Source organism: Pseudovibrio sp. Ad37, assembly GCF_001623075.1.
Classification (GTDB): domain Bacteria; phylum Pseudomonadota; class Alphaproteobacteria; order Rhizobiales; family Stappiaceae; genus Pseudovibrio.
Window position 1 is genome coordinate 145,736 of record NZ_LMCF01000223.1, and the last position, 20,039, is coordinate 165,774.

At 51.0% G+C, this 20,039-nt stretch carries 21 protein-coding genes; 10 read left to right on the top strand and 11 right to left on the bottom strand.

Annotated features, from left to right (window positions below):
• Nucleotides 1-3 precede the first annotated feature (3 nt).
• From PsAD37_RS26480 to hemC, 3 genes are all read right to left on the bottom strand, one after another.
• Nucleotides 4-1,917 (bottom strand): hypothetical protein, encoded by a 1,914-nt coding sequence (locus tag PsAD37_RS26480; RefSeq protein WP_063298626.1) that lies wholly within the window; start codon nt 1,915-1,917, stop codon nt 4-6.
• A gap of 202 nt (nt 1,918-2,119) precedes the next feature.
• Nucleotides 2,120-2,830 carry a uroporphyrinogen-III synthase gene (locus tag PsAD37_RS26485; RefSeq protein ID WP_063298627.1) on the bottom strand — a complete coding sequence of 237 codons (711 nt, stop codon included), beginning with the start codon at nt 2,828-2,830 and terminating at the stop codon, nt 2,120-2,122.
• A complete protein-coding gene (gene hemC, locus PsAD37_RS26490) occupies nt 2,830-3,753 on the bottom strand; it encodes a hydroxymethylbilane synthase (protein ID WP_063291779.1) in 924 nt (307 codons plus the stop codon). Before hemC ends, PsAD37_RS26485 begins: the two co-directional genes overlap by 1 nt.
• Nucleotides 3,754-3,880: 127 nt before the next feature.
• Between hemC and tsaD the strand changes: the two genes are divergently transcribed.
• The 6 genes from tsaD to PsAD37_RS26520 all read left to right on the top strand — a co-directional run bounded on the left by tsaD (nt 3,881) and on the right by PsAD37_RS26520 (nt 8,693).
• Nucleotides 3,881-4,993 (top strand): tRNA (adenosine(37)-N6)-threonylcarbamoyltransferase complex transferase subunit TsaD, encoded by a 1,113-nt coding sequence (tsaD, locus tag PsAD37_RS26495; RefSeq protein WP_063298686.1) that lies wholly within the window; start codon nt 3,881-3,883, stop codon nt 4,991-4,993.
• A 646-nt stretch (nt 4,994-5,639) separates the two neighbouring features.
• Entirely contained in the window at nt 5,640-6,122 is a 483-nt protein-coding gene (locus PsAD37_RS26500) for an NUDIX domain-containing protein (protein ID WP_244272574.1), read from the top strand.
• Between the two features lie 10 nt (nt 6,123-6,132).
• Entirely contained in the window at nt 6,133-7,143 is a 1,011-nt protein-coding gene (locus PsAD37_RS26505) for an NAD(P)H-dependent glycerol-3-phosphate dehydrogenase (protein WP_063298628.1), read from the top strand.
• Nucleotides 7,144-7,228: 85 nt separating this feature from the next.
• Nucleotides 7,229-7,519: a YciI family protein gene (locus tag PsAD37_RS26510; RefSeq protein ID WP_057461912.1), complete on the top strand. Its 291-nt coding sequence runs from the start codon at nt 7,229-7,231 to the stop codon at nt 7,517-7,519.
• 84 nt (nt 7,520-7,603) lie between these two features.
• Complete coding sequence (locus PsAD37_RS26515) at nt 7,604-8,032, top strand: EVE domain-containing protein (RefSeq protein ID WP_063298688.1); 429 nt, start codon at nt 7,604-7,606, stop codon at nt 8,030-8,032.
• 7 nt (nt 8,033-8,039) lie between these two features.
• Nucleotides 8,040-8,693, top strand: a complete 654-nt coding sequence (locus tag PsAD37_RS26520) for a methyltransferase (protein WP_063298629.1) — start codon at nt 8,040-8,042, stop codon at nt 8,691-8,693.
• A 15-nt stretch (nt 8,694-8,708) separates the two neighbouring features.
• Here the strand turns inward: PsAD37_RS26520 and PsAD37_RS26525 are convergent, their stop codons facing one another.
• Nucleotides 8,709-9,074, bottom strand: coding sequence for a hypothetical protein (locus PsAD37_RS26525; RefSeq protein WP_063298630.1), 366 nt, complete (start codon nt 9,072-9,074; stop codon nt 8,709-8,711).
• 239 nt (nt 9,075-9,313) lie between these two features.
• On the opposite strand from PsAD37_RS26525, the gene PsAD37_RS26530 reads away from it, so the two are divergent.
• Nucleotides 9,314-10,486, top strand: a complete 1,173-nt coding sequence (locus tag PsAD37_RS26530) for a M20 aminoacylase family protein (protein WP_063298631.1) — start codon at nt 9,314-9,316, stop codon at nt 10,484-10,486.
• A gap of 74 nt (nt 10,487-10,560) precedes the next feature.
• Nucleotides 10,561-11,511: a threonine/serine dehydratase gene (locus tag PsAD37_RS26535; protein ID WP_063298632.1), complete on the top strand. Its 951-nt coding sequence runs from the start codon at nt 10,561-10,563 to the stop codon at nt 11,509-11,511.
• 45 nt (nt 11,512-11,556) lie between these two features.
• Here PsAD37_RS26535 and PsAD37_RS26540 read toward each other — a convergent pair whose 3' ends face one another.
• The 7 genes from PsAD37_RS26540 to PsAD37_RS26570 form a co-directional block, all read right to left on the bottom strand.
• Nucleotides 11,557-12,288, bottom strand: a complete 732-nt coding sequence (locus tag PsAD37_RS26540) for an amino acid ABC transporter ATP-binding protein (protein WP_063298633.1) — start codon at nt 12,286-12,288, stop codon at nt 11,557-11,559.
• Nucleotides 12,285-12,959: an amino acid ABC transporter permease gene (locus PsAD37_RS26545; RefSeq protein WP_057465115.1), complete on the bottom strand. Its 675-nt coding sequence runs from the start codon at nt 12,957-12,959 to the stop codon at nt 12,285-12,287. The genes PsAD37_RS26540 and PsAD37_RS26545 overlap by 4 nt, the downstream gene beginning before the upstream one ends.
• Before the next feature lie 128 nt (nt 12,960-13,087).
• A complete protein-coding gene (locus tag PsAD37_RS26550; protein WP_057465114.1) occupies nt 13,088-13,834 on the bottom strand; it encodes an amino acid ABC transporter substrate-binding protein in 747 nt (248 codons plus the stop codon).
• A 371-nt stretch (nt 13,835-14,205) separates the two neighbouring features.
• Entirely contained in the window at nt 14,206-14,898 is a 693-nt protein-coding gene (locus PsAD37_RS26555; protein ID WP_063298634.1) for a TenA family protein, read from the bottom strand.
• Between the two features lie 275 nt (nt 14,899-15,173).
• The gene (locus PsAD37_RS26560) at nt 15,174-15,623 is read right to left on the bottom strand and encodes a GNAT family N-acetyltransferase (protein WP_063298635.1); all 450 of its coding nucleotides are present in this window, start codon (nt 15,621-15,623) and stop codon (nt 15,174-15,176) included.
• 681 nt (nt 15,624-16,304) lie between these two features.
• On the bottom strand, nt 16,305-17,342 hold the full coding sequence (locus PsAD37_RS26565; protein WP_063298636.1) for an aspartate-semialdehyde dehydrogenase: 1,038 nt from the start codon (nt 17,340-17,342) through the stop codon (nt 16,305-16,307).
• 401 nt (nt 17,343-17,743) lie between these two features.
• Entirely contained in the window at nt 17,744-18,511 is a 768-nt protein-coding gene (locus tag PsAD37_RS26570) for a 2-phosphosulfolactate phosphatase (RefSeq protein ID WP_063298637.1), read from the bottom strand.
• A 64-nt stretch (nt 18,512-18,575) separates the two neighbouring features.
• Here PsAD37_RS26570 and PsAD37_RS26575 point away from each other — a divergent pair, with 64 nt between their 5' ends.
• Together PsAD37_RS26575 and PsAD37_RS26580 are read left to right on the top strand one after the other, a co-directional pair.
• Nucleotides 18,576-19,337: a murein L,D-transpeptidase family protein gene (locus PsAD37_RS26575; protein WP_153039865.1), complete on the top strand. Its 762-nt coding sequence runs from the start codon at nt 18,576-18,578 to the stop codon at nt 19,335-19,337.
• Nucleotides 19,338-19,536: 199 nt separating this feature from the next.
• Nucleotides 19,537-20,034 (top strand): hypothetical protein, encoded by a 498-nt coding sequence (locus PsAD37_RS26580; RefSeq protein WP_208982061.1) that lies wholly within the window; start codon nt 19,537-19,539, stop codon nt 20,032-20,034.
• Nucleotides 20,035-20,039 lie beyond the last annotated feature (5 nt).

Sequence of the window (20,039 nt, forward strand, 5' to 3'; positions counted from 1 at the left end):
ATACTACTTGTTTTCAGAAACAAGCGACTTCAAAACTTGAGCGGTGATTTTTTTCACCAATTCATCTGCTGCCAAACGGGCCTTCACCTGCTCAGCCCACGCTGCACCAACCTGTTGCATCGGTTCTGGCAAAGCATCATAGGCTTTAATCGCTCCGCCAAGATCACCCGCAGAAACCCGGGACTCCATCGTGCCAAGCAGCTCGCTGGAACTCGTCCCATCACTGTCAGTCGGCGTACGGACAGAAACGAGAGACTTGGCGCTTGAGAACAGACGATCAACCACATCATCATTCTCACTCGTCAACGACACAGCACTCATATCACGCGCGACCTTACCAAATCCGGCAATCAACGCCGCAGAGGAAGGAATACCACTCGCAGCGCTCGCCTTAAGCGGCGCCAGCTCAGCAGCATCCCCTGGCAGCACAGCTTCAACAGCAGCCAGTTCTGCTTCATAGGTCTCACCAGAGTCCACAGCATTGCGCAAAGAGGCAATCGCGATTGCACGCGCCGCCCGCTCCTGTGCACTTGCAGTGCCCAGAGCCTTCTCCAACCGGTCAACACGTGCAGTAATCTGCTGTGTTGTCTCGGCATTCGCCTGCGTCAGCGCTTCAATCTTGCCTTCAAGAACTTTTTGCTCAGCCGTCAACTTGCCAATCTGTGCTAGCGCTTCATCCACCTTGGAACCAGTCACAGCCAACTGTGAACCGAGATCCTTCAGCTGTGTCGGCGCTTCTTTCAATGCTTGAAACTGTTTCTGCAAATCCGTCAGACTGCCTTGCATGCCCTTAAGAACCTGCTCGGCATTTTTTCGGGACGCTGCGGTCAGATCAGCAACCTGCTTAGTCAGCTGATCCTGTGTCTTCTTCATGCTGGCAACAGCAGCACCATCACCGGCAGCACCGTTGGAAATCAGCTCGTTCAGCTCTTTAATCTCAGCACCAAGCGTCGAAACCTGCTCTTGCACCTTCGCGGTCACACCTGCAGTCGCATCACTCAATTTACTGCTGGTTTCTTTCTGAATCGCATCCAGCTGATCAGTCAGGTTCTGAATGGTTTCCTTAGCCGCAAAACTACCCGCCGCATGATCTTTCAGCGCCGTAATTTCCTGACTCAGCTGCGAATAACGGTTCTTTGAGCTTTCCAGAAGAGCCTGAACCTCGGTCGCATTCTGACCAGAGCCGGCGCCAATCATCTGAAGCATGCCAACCTGATGCAGACCAACGCCAGCACCGGCAACAATCAGCGCACCAATAACGCCAGCAGCAAGCATTGCGCCAAACCCAGCGCCTTGCTTGGGCGGATGCGGAGGCTTATCAGCAGGCCCGCCGGGACCTTTGCCAGAAGGAGGCGGTGGTGGAGGCGTATCCTTGCCACCCGAACCAGCCTTATCATCCTTGCCCTTCACAGGCTCTTTCGCAGCAGAAGCGGTGGAGGTTTTGCTCGCGGCAGCAGTTTTGCTAGCGCCTGTCGTCTTCGTAGCTGAAGGCTTCGCTGTGCTAGATGCAGCAGCATCCTTCTTCTCATCAACTGCGGCCTTTGCGCTTGCAGCAGCAGTCGGCTTGGCTGTTGTTGAGGCAGAAGATGCACCCACAGCTGGTTTAGCGCCCGCTGCAGGCTTCGCAGCAGCAGCTTTCGTTGCTTCAGTATTTTCAGTCTTCGCGGATGATTGTGATTGTTGTTTGTCAGTTGGCGGCACAGAGCCCGCCTTGGTAGAAGTCGCCTTGCTCGCAGCAGGCTTGGCCTCAGGACCAGCGCTCGCGGCAGGCTTATCAGTCTTGGAAACGTCTTTCGCAGGCAGGTCAATCGTGACAGGCTTTCGGGATCCACTGGAGAGCGGAGATTTCCGTGATGATATTCCACCACCCGAGCCTGCCCCGGTGGACGCCCCACCCTTTTTGTCATCAGCAGCCATCAAAACCTCCTAGAATGGCGCGTTTCAAGCAGTTTCCAGCCGCGCCAATTTTCATAGTCACGCAATCTTAACAAGGCCTCTTAAGAGGCCTCTTTCTTAACATAAGCATCCCTTTAGCAAACTGCTATCAGGGAGAATTAGCACCTTGCCAAACAAACTGCGACTTCTCCATAGGGCTCAGAGAAGTGCAAATCACTTCCTCTCAACTTATCGAACCATTGAGAAGTTCAAACAAGCTATCCTCACGCGGCGTTTTCGCAGTAAAAACCTCGCCAAACACTCCAGCCTGCTCTGCAACCCGCTTAGAAACACATAATGCTTTCATAGAGTTAAGAAACACTATGGTTTTTTCAAGATTTGAAAGGCTGAGAAAAATTTGAATTGTTCGCGGAGAATAAAACAACGCACAATCCAGCATCCCTGCCTCAATCAGTTCACGGGTTTTCTCAGAAAAGCCAGTCGCAGCAGCCATTTGGTAGACCTCCACCATACGGCAGGCAATGCCGTACTGCTCAAGTTGTCCGACCAGGTCACCGCTGCGGTCAATCGCTGCAGGGTAAAAGACAGGCCCCGCCTGTTTGCTGTCCGCAATCAGTCCGCCAAGGGAATCAACATCCCCATCCGCACATATGATCTCTTGGAAACCGGAAGCCTCTGCAGCTTTGGCTGTCGCCTCACCCACAGAATAGAGAGGAAGGTGCTGTAGCTGTGAAACAAGACCATTGAAGACAAGGGCTTCAATGGCATTCGCGCTCGTCACAGCAATCGCTTTGGCGTCCCCAGCCACATCACCGTCAACGGTCAGCGGCTGGAAACTCAGCATCGGCTCAACAATCACCTCGTGTCCCATAGCAATCAGCTTCTGTGCAGTTTTATCCGCTTGAGGCTGAGGACGGGTCACGAGTATTTTCATTAGAGCTCCAGAAAGTTTGGACCAGACTTCGCCTTCAGCTCTTTGCCAAGTTCGCGGCCAATCTCTTCAGCATCGCTTAACGGGCCTTCGCCTTCAACTGTGTGCGTCTGGCTGCCATCCGGTTTGATCACCTCACCGCGGAAACGGATACGATCCCCTTCCACATGGGAGAGACCAGCAATCGGCGTACGGCAAGAACCATCCATCTCAGCCAGATAAGCACGCTCCAGCAAAAGGCGGCTCTCGGTCTCAGCGTGATGGATCGGCGCAAGAATGCGCGCAGTCTCTTCATCACCAAGACGCGCCTCAATACCAATCGCGCCCTGCCCGACAGCAGGAAGGAAGTGCTCCACATCCATCAAAGACGTTACCAGATCACCTTGTCCCAGACGTCGCAGACCAGCGTAAGCAAGGAAGGTTGCGTCAACCACACCTTCACCGAGCTTGCGCAAACGGGTCTGTAGGTTACCGCGATACATCACCACATCAAGATCAGGCCGCAGACGCTTAATCTGTGCCTGACGACGCAAACTGGAAGACCCGACCACAGCACCCTGTGGAAGATCTGTCAGTTTTTCAACCTTTGGAGAAATGAAAGCATCGCGCACATCTTCACGTGGAAGGTAAGCGGTCATGCCCAGACCATCCGGCAGCACTGTCGGCATATCCTTGGAAGAATGAACTGCCAGATCAATGGACTTATCCAGCAAAGCTTCCTCAATTTCCTTAGTGAACAAGCCTTTGCCGCCTGCTTCGGAAAGAGGCCTATCTTGAATTTGGTCTCCCGTTGTTTTTATAACAACAATCTCAAAGTCATCATCGGTTAACCCGTGTGCCTTCGCGAGACGAGCGCGTGTTTCATACGCCTGGGCCAGTGCCAGGGCGCTTCCACGTGTACCAATTCTTATAGGTTTTGTTTGCAAGGATCACATTCCCAATGCTAGGGGCTCATGTTAGATGAGCGACATAAAATCATCGGCCCGCGAAATCAACCATGCTTTGCGCATGAGAGAACGACAAAAACCAAGCGGCCAAAGGAGACCAAACGTGCTGACCATCCTCGGCATAGAAACGAGTTGTGACGAAACTGCCGCTGCTGTCCTTGAGATTAATCAAGATGGCAAATGCGTAATTTTGTCCAACGTGGTGCATTCTCAAATCGATGAGCACACACCGTTCGGCGGAGTTGTACCAGAGATTGCGGCGCGCGCCCACATTCAGTTGCTGGATGGTATCGTAGATCAGGCGATGAAAACAGCAAATGTGAAGTACTCTAATCTATCCGCAGTTGCTGCAACCGCTGGCCCCGGCCTCATTGGCGGCGTCATCGTGGGCTTGATGACAGCAAAATCTATCGCCATGGCAATCGATAAGCCATTGATTGCAGTGAATCATTTGGAAGGGCACGCCCTCACCGCACGCATGACGGATCAGGTTGAATTCCCATTCCTGCTGCTCCTCGTCTCCGGCGGACACACCCAGTATCTCCTCGTAAAAGCTCTTGGGGAATACGAAAGATTGGGCACAACCATTGATGATGCGATTGGTGAAGCGTTTGACAAAACAGCCAAACTGCTCGGCCTGCCATATCCCGGTGGTCCGGCTGTAGAAAAAGCTGCAAAACTTGGGGATCCAACCGTCTACAAACTGCCACGCCCACTTTTGGACCGCCCCGGCCTCGACATGTCTTTTGCCGGGTTGAAGACAGCAGTGCGCACCGCCGCCTTAAAAGAAGAGCCTGTCAGCGAGCAAGCCGTCAACAATCTGTGCGCCTCCTTCCAGGAAGCTGTCGCGGATGTTCTCGGAAAACGCAGTGCAAGAGCCTTCGAATTATTTAAAGATCGCTATCCGGATACGCCTGTCAAAATGGTTATTGCGGGCGGTGTTGCAGCAAACGAAGCAATTAGGATTCGTCTAAACGAAGTTGCCGCGGAACATAGTGCAGAATTAATCGCACCACCGCACAAACTGTGCACAGACAACGCCGCAATGATTGCATGGGCGGGAGCAGAGCGTCTGAGAAAACTCGTTGCCGAAGACCCTTCCATTCTGGAGCAAAACGGCAAAGGTGACGACATGAACGAAGCCCCACGCCCACGCTGGCCGCTAGACAAAATCTCCGAAAGCGTCGTTGGTTTTGGTCGCAAAGGCGCGAAGGTTTAATCAACCGACGAAAGCAATCAGCATGCATACCTCTCAGGATCTCGCAGTAACTGCGGGATTTTTTGGGATTGGAACACTGAAAACTTATCCCCCTGCCCTCAACCGCGCTTATTCTCAGTGTTGTGCTCACGTATTCGGGCAGCTGGTGGACCGTCCATCAGTGTGGCGTGGGCTGGGCGGGGCTACCGGGTGAAGTAACGCATCACCCGGCGGGTTCGTTGAAACACCCCTTGAAAGTCTTTAGTGCAGGGACCAAGCGGAAGCTGGTCACCCGATGGGCGTCTACACTGGCAGGCGTTGAACTGTTTCCGACAATCGCATTTGCCTCTGGCAAGTCTGTGCGTTGCTGACAGTGCCTGCTCCCAATGCCTTTCGGAGGAGATCTTGTTTCATACAAAAACGCCCGGGCAAGGCGAGCAGCCAATGCCGAAGAAACTAATTTACTCACAATGCGCAGGCACTGCCTGCTCGCCTTGCTCACACCCGAACTTTCGGGGCATTCAGTTCCACGCTGCAGGCAAAGCCATGCGGCGCTGAAGCGCGTGTCATGCTGCTATTTATGTGCAAACTGCTATAACGCCTTGCTTGCAACAAACTCCTGCAAATAACATCTGCCAAATTCAAACAACATCGATTTGATTGATTCATGGTGGAAACGACATTGCAGCCTCGGCACAAAGCCTACGTCTATATGACCTGCGGCACACATCTTCTCGTTTTTGACGAACCGGAAACTGACATCGCAGGCACATTGCAAGTGCCAGGTGGAACACTGGACCCGGGTGAAAGCTATCTGCAAGCTGCCAAACGCGAGTTTGAAGAAGAAACAGGCCTCAGTGTTTCCGGCGCACTTGAGCAATTCACTGGCCATGACTTCCTGTATGACGATGCCCTCACTTCAGGTCCGGAGCTACACCGTCGCAAATTTTTCCATCTCAAAATTCAGGAAAAAGCAAAGCAGACTTGGGATCATTACGAAATGAGCCCAAATGACGGTGGAGATCCTATCCTCTTTCGCTTCTTCTGGGTTGATTTGGCAGACAACGAAACTAAGTCCAAGCTAACAATGCACGGAGGGTTCGATATCCCTCTTGAGCAACTGTGTGAACGACTGAACATCATCCAATAAGGAAAACAACATGACCACTGCTCTAAACAAGATCGCTGTAATTGGCGGAGGATCTTGGGGAACTGCGCTCGCCTTGGCAGCCGCAAGAGCAGGTCGGGAAGTCTCCTTATGGGCCCGCGATACGGAAACCATCACCGCAATAAACGCCAGCAAACAGAACCCGAAATACCTGCCCGGCATCGAGTGGACAGAGCAAATCACCGCAACCGGCATCCTCAAGCATGCTGTCAGCGGTGCTGACGCGCTCCTACTCGTCACCCCGGCGCAAACAACACGGGCGATGACAGAAGCGATCAAGCCGTTCTTAAAGCCAGCAACACCAATCGTTCTCTGCGCAAAAGGCATCGAGCAATCAACTGGCCAGCTCCTGTCTGAGGTGATCAAGTCCGTGGCGCCTGATGCCATCCCGGCAGCGCTGTCCGGCCCAAGCTTCGCACATGACGTGGCAAAGGGCTTGCCAACAGCCGTCACAATCGCGGCTGAAGACGGTGTAATTGCAGACCAACTTTCCGCAGCACTCGCCTCAAACAGCTTCCGCCCCTACGCAACTGATGATCTCATCGGCGTGCAAATTGGTGGAGCCCTCAAAAACGTGCTCGCAATCGCATGCGGCGCAGCGGTCGGCTATGGCCTCGGCGCCAGCGCACAGGCGGCTTTGACGGCCCGTGGCTTCGCAGAACTGACCCGCCTCGGCATGGCACTGAATGCCAGAAGCGAAACACTCACAGGCTTGTCTGGTCTTGGTGACCTGGTCCTCACATGCTCCTCAACCCAATCACGCAATTTTGCCTTCGGGTTAAAGATTGGACAGGGTAGAACACCGCAGGAATTGGTTGCACCGGGACAAAAGCTTGCAGAAGGCGCTCACTCCGCTAATATCGCGGTCGCCTTGGCAGCCGAACATGGTGTCGACATGCCAATTGCAAACACCGTGTCACAAATCGTAGCTGGGAAAATCGACGTCGCACAGGCTTTGAGCGACTTAATGACGCGCCCCCTCAAACGAGAGACACACCCCTAGTAGAATCCTTTTAAGCTAGGAATTGCCTGGTTGTATATCAGGGATCAAATGGTTAGGTTGAAAACCTGCTACTGGAGTATCCAATATGCTGTACGCTCTCATCTGCACTGATAAGGCGCATTCTGAAGACCTTCGCCAAAAAACACGTCAAGACCATCTCGACTTTCTAAAAGGTCTTGGTGATCGCTTGAAGGCAGCTGGTCCTTTTATGTGTGATGACCTCGTATCTCCGACGGGTTCGCTGGTCTTGGTAGAAGCTGCGAACAGGGACGAAGCATTGGCAGTAGCTAATGAAGATCCTTATTCACTCGCAGGCCTCTTTGAATCTGTTGAGATCCGTCCTTGGAACTGGGTAATTAAGAACCCGGAAGCCTAATTTTGTTGTAAGTATTACAACACGTCAATTCTGGAGCACCAGTCTCTCATTGTAGACAGGTGCTCTTTTTTAATGGAGGCAAAGTTGCAATACTGGCTGTTCAAATCCGAACCTAACAAATGGTCTTGGGATCATCAAAAAGCCAAGGGCGAAGAAGGCGAAGAGTGGGACGGCGTACGCAACTATCAGGCCCGCAACTTCATGCGCGACATGAAGATCGGAGACCGGGGCTTCTTCTACCATTCCAACATCGGCAAAGAAGTTGTCGGCATCGTAGAGGTCTGCGCGCTCGCACACCCGGATTCCACAACCGATGACCCACGCTGGGAATGCGTAGACATCAAAGCCGTCAAAGACCTCCCGCAGACAGTAACACTGGCGCAAGTGAAGGCCGAAGAACGCCTTTCCGATATGGCCCTCGTGACTTCCATGCGCCTTTCTGTTCAGCCGGTAAAGCCGGAAGAATGGGCCGTGGTTCTGGAAATGGCAAGAATGGACCCATCTGAGGTCTGATCTCACGATGAAAATTACGGACCGGCGCGCTTTTATTTTGGAACAGACACGGCAACACCCTGTTCCTCATGCGCCGTCCATATTCCTTCACCTGGCAGACGAAAGCGTCGATCTCTGGCGCATGGGTGAAGAAGAGCTGGAAGAACTCGGTGTCTCCTCCCCGTTCTGGGCATTTGCATGGGCAGGCGGACAAGCACTAGCACGCTACATTCTCGACAATCCCGAGGCTGTTAAAGGCAAACACGTCCTCGACTTCGCCAGCGGCTCAGGCCTTGTCGCCATCGCTGCAATGAAAGCCGGAGCAGCCTCAGCTGTCGCAGCAGACATTGATCCGTTCGCCTCCGATGCTGCACTTATCAACGCAGAGCTGAACCAGGTTACAATCAAAGTCAGCACTAAAGATCTTTTAAAAAGCTCTCTTGGCAATTACGACCTGATCTGCTGCGGCGATGTCTTTTATGATCCGGATATGACCACACGGGTTCTCAGTTGGTTGGACTCCAGTCCTAAGGAAAAGCTAATTCCGGTTTTGGTCGGAGACCCTCGACGCTCCTATTTCCCAACCTCACGCCTCACCCACCTGCAAACCTATGAAATTCCAGTACAACGAGAGCTGGAAGACAACGAGACAAAAAAGACATCCGTCTACGCGTTTTCTTGACTCTCTGAGTATCAATTACCGGCTAGGCCGGCTCATTTCCTCAAAGAACCGAGCAAGCGATTCCACATTCGCATCGGTTTTATAGGGGGATGTCAAAGCACACTCGACAATCACATTCCGCTTATCAATCTGAAGCGAGAAGTCACTGGTCAGCGGCCACATGCTCCAACTGTCACGCAAGGAGTTGTAGCGCAAAGAGGTTCCAAACAGACCACCATTTACGAGAAGATTGATAGAGACATTGCGTCGAAAATCAAAAAGACCAGTTTCAAACTCGGCTTTGGCAGGTAAAAGGCTGGTGTATCGATTGGCTTTGTTGAGAAACATCCATTGCTGTTTCTCCTCTGTGACATTCCGAAAAACACTCCGATAGATCGCCATACTGCCTCACCGCTGTTGAAGTTGAACAAACTGCAATATGTGACCTGACGTCAGCAATAACTTAGCGTGATTAAGCTGTCCTTGGGTTAGTTAAGGAGGCGCATTGGCAGTTCATTTAATTTTACTCAACTGACCCTTTTGCGATTGATTTGCTCTTGCAATATTTCACTGCACTGGGCCAAAGTGAGGTTCATTTTCTAATCTCAATAAGAATCCGAAGTATTTGAGGGAGCACTCCGATGCCAACCATTAATCGTCTTGCAGAAATGCACGATGAAATCACCGCTTGGCGCCGTGATTTTCATGAACATCCTGAAGTTCTTTATGAGACACACCGCACATCAGCAAAAGTAGCCGAAATCTTGAAAGAGATCGGCGTTGATGAAGTCACCACAGGTGTTGGCCGCACAGGCGTAGTTGGTGTTATCAAAGGCCGCAACGGCGGCGCTGGCAAATCCATCGCACTTCGCGCTGACATGGATGCCCTTCCAATGGCCGAAGAAACCGGCAAGGAATACGCATCCAAAAACGAAGGCGCAATGCACGCGTGTGGTCACGATGGCCACACCGCAATGCTACTGGGTACAGCGAAATATCTTGCCGAGACCCGCAACTTCGACGGCACAGTTATTCTCGTGTTCCAACCAGCTGAAGAAGGCGGAGCTGGCGCAAAAGCAATGATGGACGACGGCTTATTTACCCGTTGGAACGTTGACGAGATCTACGGCCTGCATAACCAGCCTGGCACTCCGATTGACCACTTCGCAACCCGCTCTGGTCCACTGATGGCATCCACCGATGAGTTCACCATCACAGTCAAAGGCATAGGTGGTCACGCTGCATACCCACACAACACAATCGACCCTGTGGTGGTTGGCTCTCAGATCGTATCTGCCCTGCAGTCCATCGCATCCCGTAATGTTGGACCACTGCAGTCTATCGTAATCTCTGTAACCTTCTTCCAAGCCGGCACTGCATACAATATCATTCCAGACACAGCGAAACTGGGTGGTACCATCCGCACATTGGATCAGGATGTCCGCAAGCAAGCTGCTCAACGCGTGAAGCAGGTTGTTGAGGGCGTTTGTGCTGCAAACGGTGCTGGTGTGGACTACGATTTCGCAGATGGTTACCCATCCACATCAAACCATCCGGATCAGACCAAGTTCGCAACCCAGATTGCTGCTGAAATTGCAGGCAGCGCAGACAAAGTTGATGAAAACATCGACCCAACCATGGGCGGTGAAGACTTTGCTTACTACTTAGAAGAAAAGCCCGGTGCTTTCATCTTCCTCGGAAACGGAGAGTCTGCAGGACTGCACCATCCGAAATATGACTTCAACGACGAAGCTATTCCATATGGCTGTTCCTATTTCATTAAACTGATTGAAACTGCGATGCCTGCAACCTAAAATACACATTGCAATTTTCGAAGCCTCGGATTTTTCCGGGGCTTCTCTATATTAAAAATATTCAGGCCATTACCGTGCAAATATCTAAGCAAGTTATTGAAGTCGCTCATAAACGAATTCAGAAATACATTCGCAAGACACCATCTATTGTGAGCGGTAACGGCACTTTTGGCCTGAAGTACTCCATTTCTTTGAAACTGGAACACCTGCAGCATTCAGGTTCCTTCAAAGCCCGTGGAGCATTCAACTCATTACTAAACAACTCAATTCCTGAAGCTGACATAGCAGCAGCCTCAGGTGGCAATCACGGCGCTGCCGTTGCCTGTGCAGCTCATGCACTTGGCAAGAAAGCCAAGATCTTCGTCCCTGAGATCTCCAATCCAGCGAAGATCGATAAGATCCGCAGCTTCGGCGCAGACGTCCATGTCGAAGGTGCCGCCTATGCGGATGCTGCAGCACTCTGCACCCACTACCAGCAGCAAACCGGCGCAATTGATATTCATCCATTCGATGCCATAGATACAATCAACGGTCAGGGCACCGTAGCATTAGAATGGTCTGAGCAAAGCCCCGATCTGGATACCATCCTTGTAGCTGTCGGTGGCGGGGGCCTCGCAGCTGGTGTCGCAAGTTACTATGCAAACAGCCCCACCAAAGTCATTGCCATAGAGCCATTTGGTTCCTGCTCCATGAATGCAGCGCTTAAAGCCGGCGAGCCAGTTGATGTCGAACTAGACAGCATCGCGGCCAACGCACTTGGTGCAAAGCGATGCGGCACCTTCCCGTTTGAGGTCGCAAGAAACCATATCGCAGAATCCATCCTTGTTGAGGATGACGCCATTCTCGCCGCGCAACGCCGTCTCTGGAGGGAGATGCAGCTCGTCGTCGAACCAGGCGGCGCTACTGCACTGGCAGCTCTGATCTCCGGTGTATACAAGCCAGAAGAAGGCGAGCGCATCGGCGTCCTATTGTGTGGTGGTAACGCTGAACTCATTCAGGTCAACAACACCCTGCCCGGTCGATAAAAGAAAAGCGGTACATCCATAAGAAGGTACCGCTCTCGAAACTCTCTAAAGAACTTTCCGCAAGAAACTGCGCGTTCTTGGATCATCTGGGCTCGTGAAGATCTTCTCAGGTGGGCCTTGCTCAACAATGCGCCCGCCTTCCATAAACAGAACACGATCCGCAATCTCTTTTGCAAATGCCATCTCATGGGTCACGATCAACATCGTCTGATGAGCCTGCGCAACGCGGGTAAGCAGCTGCAGAACTTCATCAACCCACTCAGGATCAAGCGCAGAGGTAGGCTCGTCAACCAGCATCAGCTCTGAGTTACTCGCCATCGCACGGCCAATACCAACTCGCTGTTGCTGCCCACCAGAAAGAGATGCAGGATACGCATCTGTCTTATCTGCCAGACCAATATCCCGAAGAATCTCATCAGCCCGTTCAAACGCAGTCTCTTTGGCTTCACCACGAACGGTGATCAAGCCTTCAGCAATATTCTCACGCGCTGTCTTGTTGGCAAACAAGGCGTAGTTCTGGAACACAAACGCAGTTCTCAGACGCATCTCTTTAATCTGCGCAGCATTTGCTTTTCGAACATCGATACTCTTGCCATCAAGAACATACTCGCCCTCTTCTGGCGTCTCAAGAAAGTTGAGACAACGCAGCAAGGTGGATTTACCGGTCCCGGACGGACCAATAATGGCGATACGTTCGCCTTTTTTGATATCCAGGTCGATCCCGTTCAACACAGGGACACCATTATAGATTTTTGTGAGCCCGCGGATCTGGATCATCTGGAAACAGCCTTTGAAAGTCGGTTTTCAATTTGAGTCTGAACGAAAGCAAGGCTCTCAACCACAGCCCAATAAATAACGGCAACGACAATAAACGTCTCGAAGTACAGGAAGCTTCCTGCAGCTTCTTTCTGCGCAGCACCCATCAATTCAGTCACACCAAGCGTAAAGGCCAGACTGGTGCTTTTGATCAGATCGATGAAATAGTTAATCAGCGTTGGCGCAGCAACACGCGCTGCTTGCGGCAGAATAATCCGGCGCATCATCTGACCAGTAGACATACCAATCGACTTTGCTGCTTCCCATTGGCTACGGTCAACACCCAGGATCGCCGCACGAATACTCTCTGCCATATAAGCGGAAAAATGCAGAGTCAGACCGATAATCGCAGCAGAAACCCCATCAATCGCTGTGAGGAACGAAAAGAGCTGCGGCAAACCGTAGTAGAACAAAAAAAGCTGCACCAGCAGCGGCGTCCCACGAAAGAAGCTGATAAAGAGCCGCGTGATTGCATCCAAGACAGGAAAGCGCACCACGCGGATAATTGCAAACAGCGATGCAAGTATAAGCGCCAAAATCATGGACACACTTGCCATACCCAAGGTTAGGGGTAAGTACTTTAAAAGGATCGGCAAAAGGCCGAGCATGTAGTCCAGATCTAAGGCGCGCATAATCAGTTCTTATTATTAGAGCATGCCCTCGAACGACGGGAGTAAATTCCCGAAGGCATGAAAAAGGAAAAGCAGTTCCACCAAAGATTCTTAGATGCGAACTGCTTTACTAATTCTGAACGGACAGCTTAGTCAGCTTTGGTGATGTCCGCTCCAAACCACTTGTCGGAGATCTCAGCCAGCTTGCCTGAAGCCTTCAGTTCGTCGATTGCAACATCTACCTTAGCAGCCAAAGCTTTACCATCTTCATCAGTACGGAACGGCATTGCGTTGCGAATTTCAGAGAATGGAGCACCAGCCAGCGCCAGCGGCAGCGGAGTTTCTTTGATCACCTGTGTTGCACTGATGCGGTCATGAATAAACGCATCAACACGACCAAGAGCAGTATCCTGAGCCAGGTTGCTTTCGTAGGTGCGGATGTCGATTTCATCAGCAAATGGCAAACCGCGCAGAAGCTCTTCAAAATTGGAACCGAGGTTTACAGCAACGCTTTTGCCTTTAAGGTCTTCAACGCCGCCGATTTCTTCGTTGCCAGCTTTCACAACAACCTGCGCACCGTCATAAACGTATGGCTGGGAGAAGGTGAACTTGGCTTCACGCTCAGGCGTAATGGTGATCTGGTTCGCAATAGTGTCAATGCGGCCAGCTTCCAGAGCGCCAATCAGGCCGGAGAAGCTCATGGTAACGAATTCAACTTCATCACCAGTCTGCTTAGCAATCGCACGAGCAACGTCAACTTCAAAGCCCTGCAGAACGTCCTGCTTGACAAATGTGAATGGGAAATACCCACCAGACATGCCCACACGGATTGTTTCAGCCTGAGCAGGAACAGCCACGAGAAGGGCAAGTGCAGCAACAGTAGAACGAGAGAACATAATCTATTCCTGATTACTATTATTTTGTTGAGCTCGTTCTATCAGAATGAGGAAAATTTTCTACAATTAGCGAAGCTGTGAGCTTATTTAAATCAAATAAACTACCAATACTGGAATTTATTAGAACCAGTTACCACAAAACCTCACATGCATAAAAAATACTTCCCATAAGGTGTTCAGAGACAAAATCTCATTTGAGAACATCTTGTCATTTCCTGCAATTTACCAGCAATATCACGGAGATGTTACAGGTAAAACGTGCAGTTACCCCTAGTTTTTAGCCAATACGTATAACTAGGGACCGACCTCATTGAAAAAAAATGCTCCCTGCAAAACAGAGAGCATTTCTGGTTCAGATATGAAGCCTTTTGTCAGCTCACCATGTCGAAGAACTCGGCTTCAAGCTCACACATATGAGTAAAGCTCTCTGAGATCTCGCTTTGGCGCTTCACACGTTCTTCTTCGCCAATCGAGTTCACTTCCCGCTTAATCCACTCAATGAACTCTCCAAACTCATCGGTCGCCAGAAACTCAACCCACTCAGCAAGGTATAACCGCTCAGGCCGTGGCTTGGCTGCTTCCCGATGGCCCCATTCGCGATAGATCCACTCCGAAGCCAGCAATGTTGCCATGCCATCAACGTAGTGACCTTTGCCAGCTGTCGACAACAGCGTTGCGCCAATTGCCCGGGTAATCGTATTGGGCTTTGCAGCCTCATAAACATCAGGCGCGATGCCCAGTTCTTTAAAGGTGCGCTGAAAATACCCCAGTTCGTTGGAAGTCAGTTGCTGCGCAAAACCAGACAACCGTGCTTTAGCAGCCATTGTCGGCGCCTTGGCAATCAGGAATCCAAGCGCAGATGCCAAGTCCTGAATGTAGTGGTAATCCTCCAACAAGTAACGGGTGAACACCTCGGCACTCACTGTGTCATTGCCAACAGCACTGGTAAACGGGTGATTGATCGCCTTATTCCAAGCAGGTCCTGCAGATTTCACAAGCCAATCCGTAAAGGTCTCATCCGTATGAGTGATCTTGTAGTTGGCATAACTTGCAGTGTTCAGCATTCTCGTGTGCCTCCCAACACATTGTCCTGAAGCGCATCCTCCTAAAAGTGGTTCGGATATTCCCAAAAAGGATACGCATGGCAAAAACGCTAAGAGCAGGAAGCGTCAATCTTGAACAACGCAAAGTGCTCTGGCTTACATCTACTTCGAACAATGCCACTCAGAGTTACGCTGCACTAGACGGAAATCACCGTATATGCCCCCTGCAATTTTAGGGGTATCATCTCGCGCCCGTCTTCCTGCAACACACTGCACCCTCTACTTTGCCGGGAAAACTAAGCCTTCCACTCATACAAAATATCTGGTGCACCTTCTTCATTCTCTGAACCGCTTGTCCGCTTCACTTCCTTAAACCCATGCACTTCGTAAAATGCTCTCGCATCCACATTCTCAACAAAGCACATAAGCTTCAGATTTCCGGAAGAGTGAGCTTTTGCTTGGTCTAAGAGCTTTGTACCAACGCCCTTCCGCAGGTGCCGCGGATCCAGATAAAGCTGTTCTACCCAGTCATCTTTGGTGGCCATCATACCTATGATTTGCTCATCTCCCATGACTATTGTCAGTTCATTCTCTTTAAAAACAATATTCTGAAAGAACCAAAGATCTTCTTCTGGCGTGTGCAGTCTAGGTATAAATGAAAGGCATCGGTCTCGCGAATACCGGTACATGCGAGCGACCTCAGGCAACTCATCATACCGCGCAGCTCTAATTTCAAGTGTCTGCATATTCCCCCCATAATTTGGGATAAACCTAGCATAACCTCTACGTAAAGTATTCCCGCAAACACCAATAGCACCACATGGCATCCCATGCAGTGTTGAACCAGAAATCCCGGAAGTCGGGATGAGCAAGGCGGCAGGCAATGCCTGCGCTACTTGTTTAAAAATGTTTCTTCAGCATTGGCTACACGCCTTGCCCGGGCTTTTTATAATGAACAACGTCGCCTCTTTTGCCTATAAGGCACGATAGCCGGTTTCCCGGAAAGAAAGTGGCTTATCCAGACACGTTTCCATGCCCAAACAGTTCCTCCGTCTTTGACAAACACATCTGCAAAAGCAGGTCTTACTGCCGGTACATCTGCACCTGTCACCGCGTGATACCCTATAGTCCTGGGCCCTTCCCCTCAAACCATGCGGTCACGTTTGAAGTTCGGTTCACCGGACCACTGAAAGGTGCGTTACGTCTCCCAACAGCCCAACCCAACCTACGACAAACTGACGGTCGCTCCGCCAGCAGCCCGCTACGTAGGCATAGACACAGAGTATCGAAGGAATTGAGGAGGGGGATAAGTTTTGTGACCAGAGCATTCTCATTCTCTCCGAATGAAGCAGTAACCCTCTTTCACCTCTAACAAAAAAGGGCACCCTAAAAGGTGCCCTCCCTAATCTCATCAGTAGCTGAAAAGCTTATGCAGCAGCTTCTGCTTTTGGCTTAATCAGGCCGCGGTTCACCAGAACCTCAGCAATCTGAACTGTGTTCAGCGCAGCGCCTTTACGCAGGTTATCGGAAACAACCCACATGTTCAGGCCGTTCTCAACGGTCGCGTCTTCACGAATACGGGAAACGTAAGTCGCATCTTCGCCAGCACACTCGTAAGGAGTGACATAGCCGCCGTCTTCACGCTTATCGACAACCAGAATACCCGGCGCTTCGCGCAGCAGGTCCTGAGCTTCTTCAGGAGAAAGTGGGCTGTCCAGTTCCATGTTCACGGACTCGGCATGACCAACAAACACAGGCACGCGAACAGCAGTACAGGTTACCTTGATGGTTGGATCGAGCATCTTCTTGGTCTCAGCAAGAACCTTCCACTCTTCCTTAGTGTAACCATCTTCCATGAATTCATCGATATGCGGGATCACATTAAACGCAATGCGTTTGGTGAACTGCTGAGGCTCAATCGGGTCGTTTACGAAAACAGCGCGGGTCTGATTAAACAACTCGTCCATCGCATCTTTGCCACCACCGGAAACGGACTGGTAAGTGGAGACAACGAGGCGCTTGATACCAGCTTTTTCGTGAATTGGCTTAAGAGCAACAACCAACTGTGCAGTGGAGCAATTCGGGTTCGCGATGATGTTCTTCTTTTTGAAGTCAACAATATCATCAGCGTTCACTTCAGGCACGATCAGTGGAACATCCTGATCATAACGCCATGCAGAAGAGTTATCGATGACAACACAGCCCTTGGCAGCAATCTTTGGTGCCCACTCTTTTGCAATAGAGCCACCGGCAGACATCAGGCAGATATCAACCTCGGAGAAATCAAAGTTCTCCATCGCTTTAACTTTCAGCGTCTTATCACCAAAGGAGATTTCTTTGCCCTGCGAACGGCGAGATGCCAATGCAATCACTTCATCAGCCGGGAAACCGCGCTCTGCCAGAATATCCAGCATTTCCGCACCTACATTGCCGGTAGCACCTGCAATCGCAACCTTATAACCCATTGGTTTTGTCCTCTTCGTCTCCCCCGCTGGCTTCCGGAGGCTGACTGCGCCCGGTGAGCCCTCTGGCGCCCTCCGTCCCGGGGAGAGCGCGGGAAAGAGAGGCACCTTAGACGGTGGTTTTTGTCGTTTTCGTGGTGATTGTCTTGGTAGTAGTCGCGGTCACTTTTGCAGCCGACATCATGCCCGCGGTTTTCGCCGCAGTGCGCATGAATTTTGTTGTGTCGGTCTTGCGAAGGAACATTCCGCGTAACTCTTTCCCAATAAATAGATCGCGGGTTTCATGCCTTCACAGGAAAGATTTGTCAACAGTCTTTGCTATGGCAGAGCTTCAACATCACTCAAGCGTGACACGCACGCACCAGCAAAACCGCCGAAATACTGGGATTTACCGATGAGAACCTTCATTCAGGCAAAATAAACCCTGATGTAAGCTCAACTTTTGAACCGCCATGATCTACATGCGAAACGTCTAGGAAGGCATTCGCGGCCTTTCCACCAAGTTCAATTTGCCGCAGTTCAGGCACGCAGTATTCCGAATCCAGGTCAGCTGCCCACTCCACATCAACTGTGTAACCACGGTGTGTCAGTTCCTGCCCACTCACGCAGCCTTTTAGCGCACCGAGTAAATCATCAGCACACGAAAGATAACCCGCCCGAGCAATCGAGGCTTCTGGCGACATCGCGCAGTCCAGCACATGTGCAAGTGCACCGCAGGCCAGTTGATCCTCAAACGCAGGCCGCAAACTGCCATCCGGCCACTTCTCCCCTGCAGCAACCAGTAAGACTTTACCGGAAACCTCTTTCAAACAAGCCGCCACCGCTGCTGCATTCCGAAGTGCAGCAGCGAACACCCGCCCTTCTCTTGGCAAAGCAGAAAGCGTCGCACCGTTGGGGCTGGGCAGGACCAACACATCGCTAGCAGAGAGCCCCATGAGCGTTGGTGGAGACAGCGAGTAACCATCCTCTCGGCGCTTCCCGGCACAAACTCCGCCAATCTCAACAGCCAGCGCTTTCCCCTCATCGCGACCAGCAACAGGCACCACCTTTGCCCCTCTGCCACACGCAACAGAAGTCGCTGTCGAGAAACTCAGGCAATCAACAATCACAGTCGCAGCAAAGCCATCACTGCTTGCGTTCCGCCCCCACTCCAAATGCACAAAGTCAGCCATAAACAACCTCTAGGTGATAATAATTTTGCGTTTCTCTATAAGTTTCTTTTTAAAAGATTTCTCTATGCGTTTCGTTAAATACCTGATCGCTATCAGTATGGTTGCCACCGTCACTCTACCATCAATCATAATCGCAACTAGATACGATTCCTCACAGCCCTATTTCTCGTCAGAATCCTATTGGTTTGCTAAATCAGCGAACATCAAAGACGTAAGAAAGACTCTCACCCCATATCTTGTAGCAGAACTGAGAGAGAAGAATTTGAGTCTCAAGCAGCCTGTTTTTCTGCGTATTTTCAAAGAAGAAGCTCAGTTAGAAGTTTGGAAGCAAAAAAACGGCGATTATGAACTCTTCAAAACCTACGATATTTGCTCGTTTTCTGGAGGATTAGGACCCAAACTAAAAGAAGGTGATAGGCAAGCGCCTGAAGGATTTTATCAAGTAACAACACGTCAGCTAAATCCTAAAAGCGTAAATCACCTTGCATTCAATCTTGGTTTCCCAAACGCCTTTGACAAATCCAATAAACGAACCGGATCATTCCTGATGGTTCACGGCAACTGCTTATCAGCAGGCTGTTATGCAATGACTGACAAAGGAATGGAAGAAATTTACTTACTGGTCGAAAATGCCCTGCTAAGTGGTCAAGCTTCCGTGCACGTTCACATCTTCCCATTCCATATGACAGAGACCAACATGGCTATCCATGCCAACAGCCGTTGGTTACCCTTCTGGAGAAACTTGCGAGAAGGGTATGCTCATTTCAATGATAGAGGCGTCCCGCCGAGAGTTTCAGTTGCGGCAAAGTCTTACGCCTTTCAATGAATATTACTAACGCCTTCAGTCGCTGCATAACCATCACCGCAGGCGTTTCACCCCCATTCCAAATGCACAAAGTCAGGCATAAACAACCTCAGAATAATAAAACCGTGGGCACCGGAATAAGTGCGCCAATCAATCCTTGCATGGCATCGCGTCTGCACTCAGTTTGAACAGAGCGATCAAAAGTCACAACGGAATAATGATGGACCTCCTTTCTCAATTGCAAGCACTTGCTGTCGATCTCGAACGCTCTCAGCTGCCAGAGGTCTTCAAGTATGCATGGTGGGTCTATCCGGCAATCAACACAGGCCACATCGTCGGGCTAGCAATGCTATTCGGCTCCCTTGTCCCGCTTGACCTGCGCATGATGGGCATGTGGCGGTCCATACCATTGTACGACCTTGCACGTCCCCTCACCCGCATTGCCCTTCTGGGCGGCCTGATCGCGATCACGACTGGCATCTTCCTGCTTTCAGTCAAAGCGCAAGTATACGTCAACGCACCCATATTCTGGGCTAAGTCAGGCTTCTTTACACTCGCCCTGCTCAATGCATTGTTCCTGCGCTTCAACAAACCATGGCGCTATCTGGCACAAGTCGACTCCCGCGGAACCATCCCCCGCTTCAAATCCGCTGGCTTCATCTCGCTGTTCAGCTGGCTCGGCGTCCTGATCTGCGGGAGAATGTTCGGGTATCTCTAGTCCGA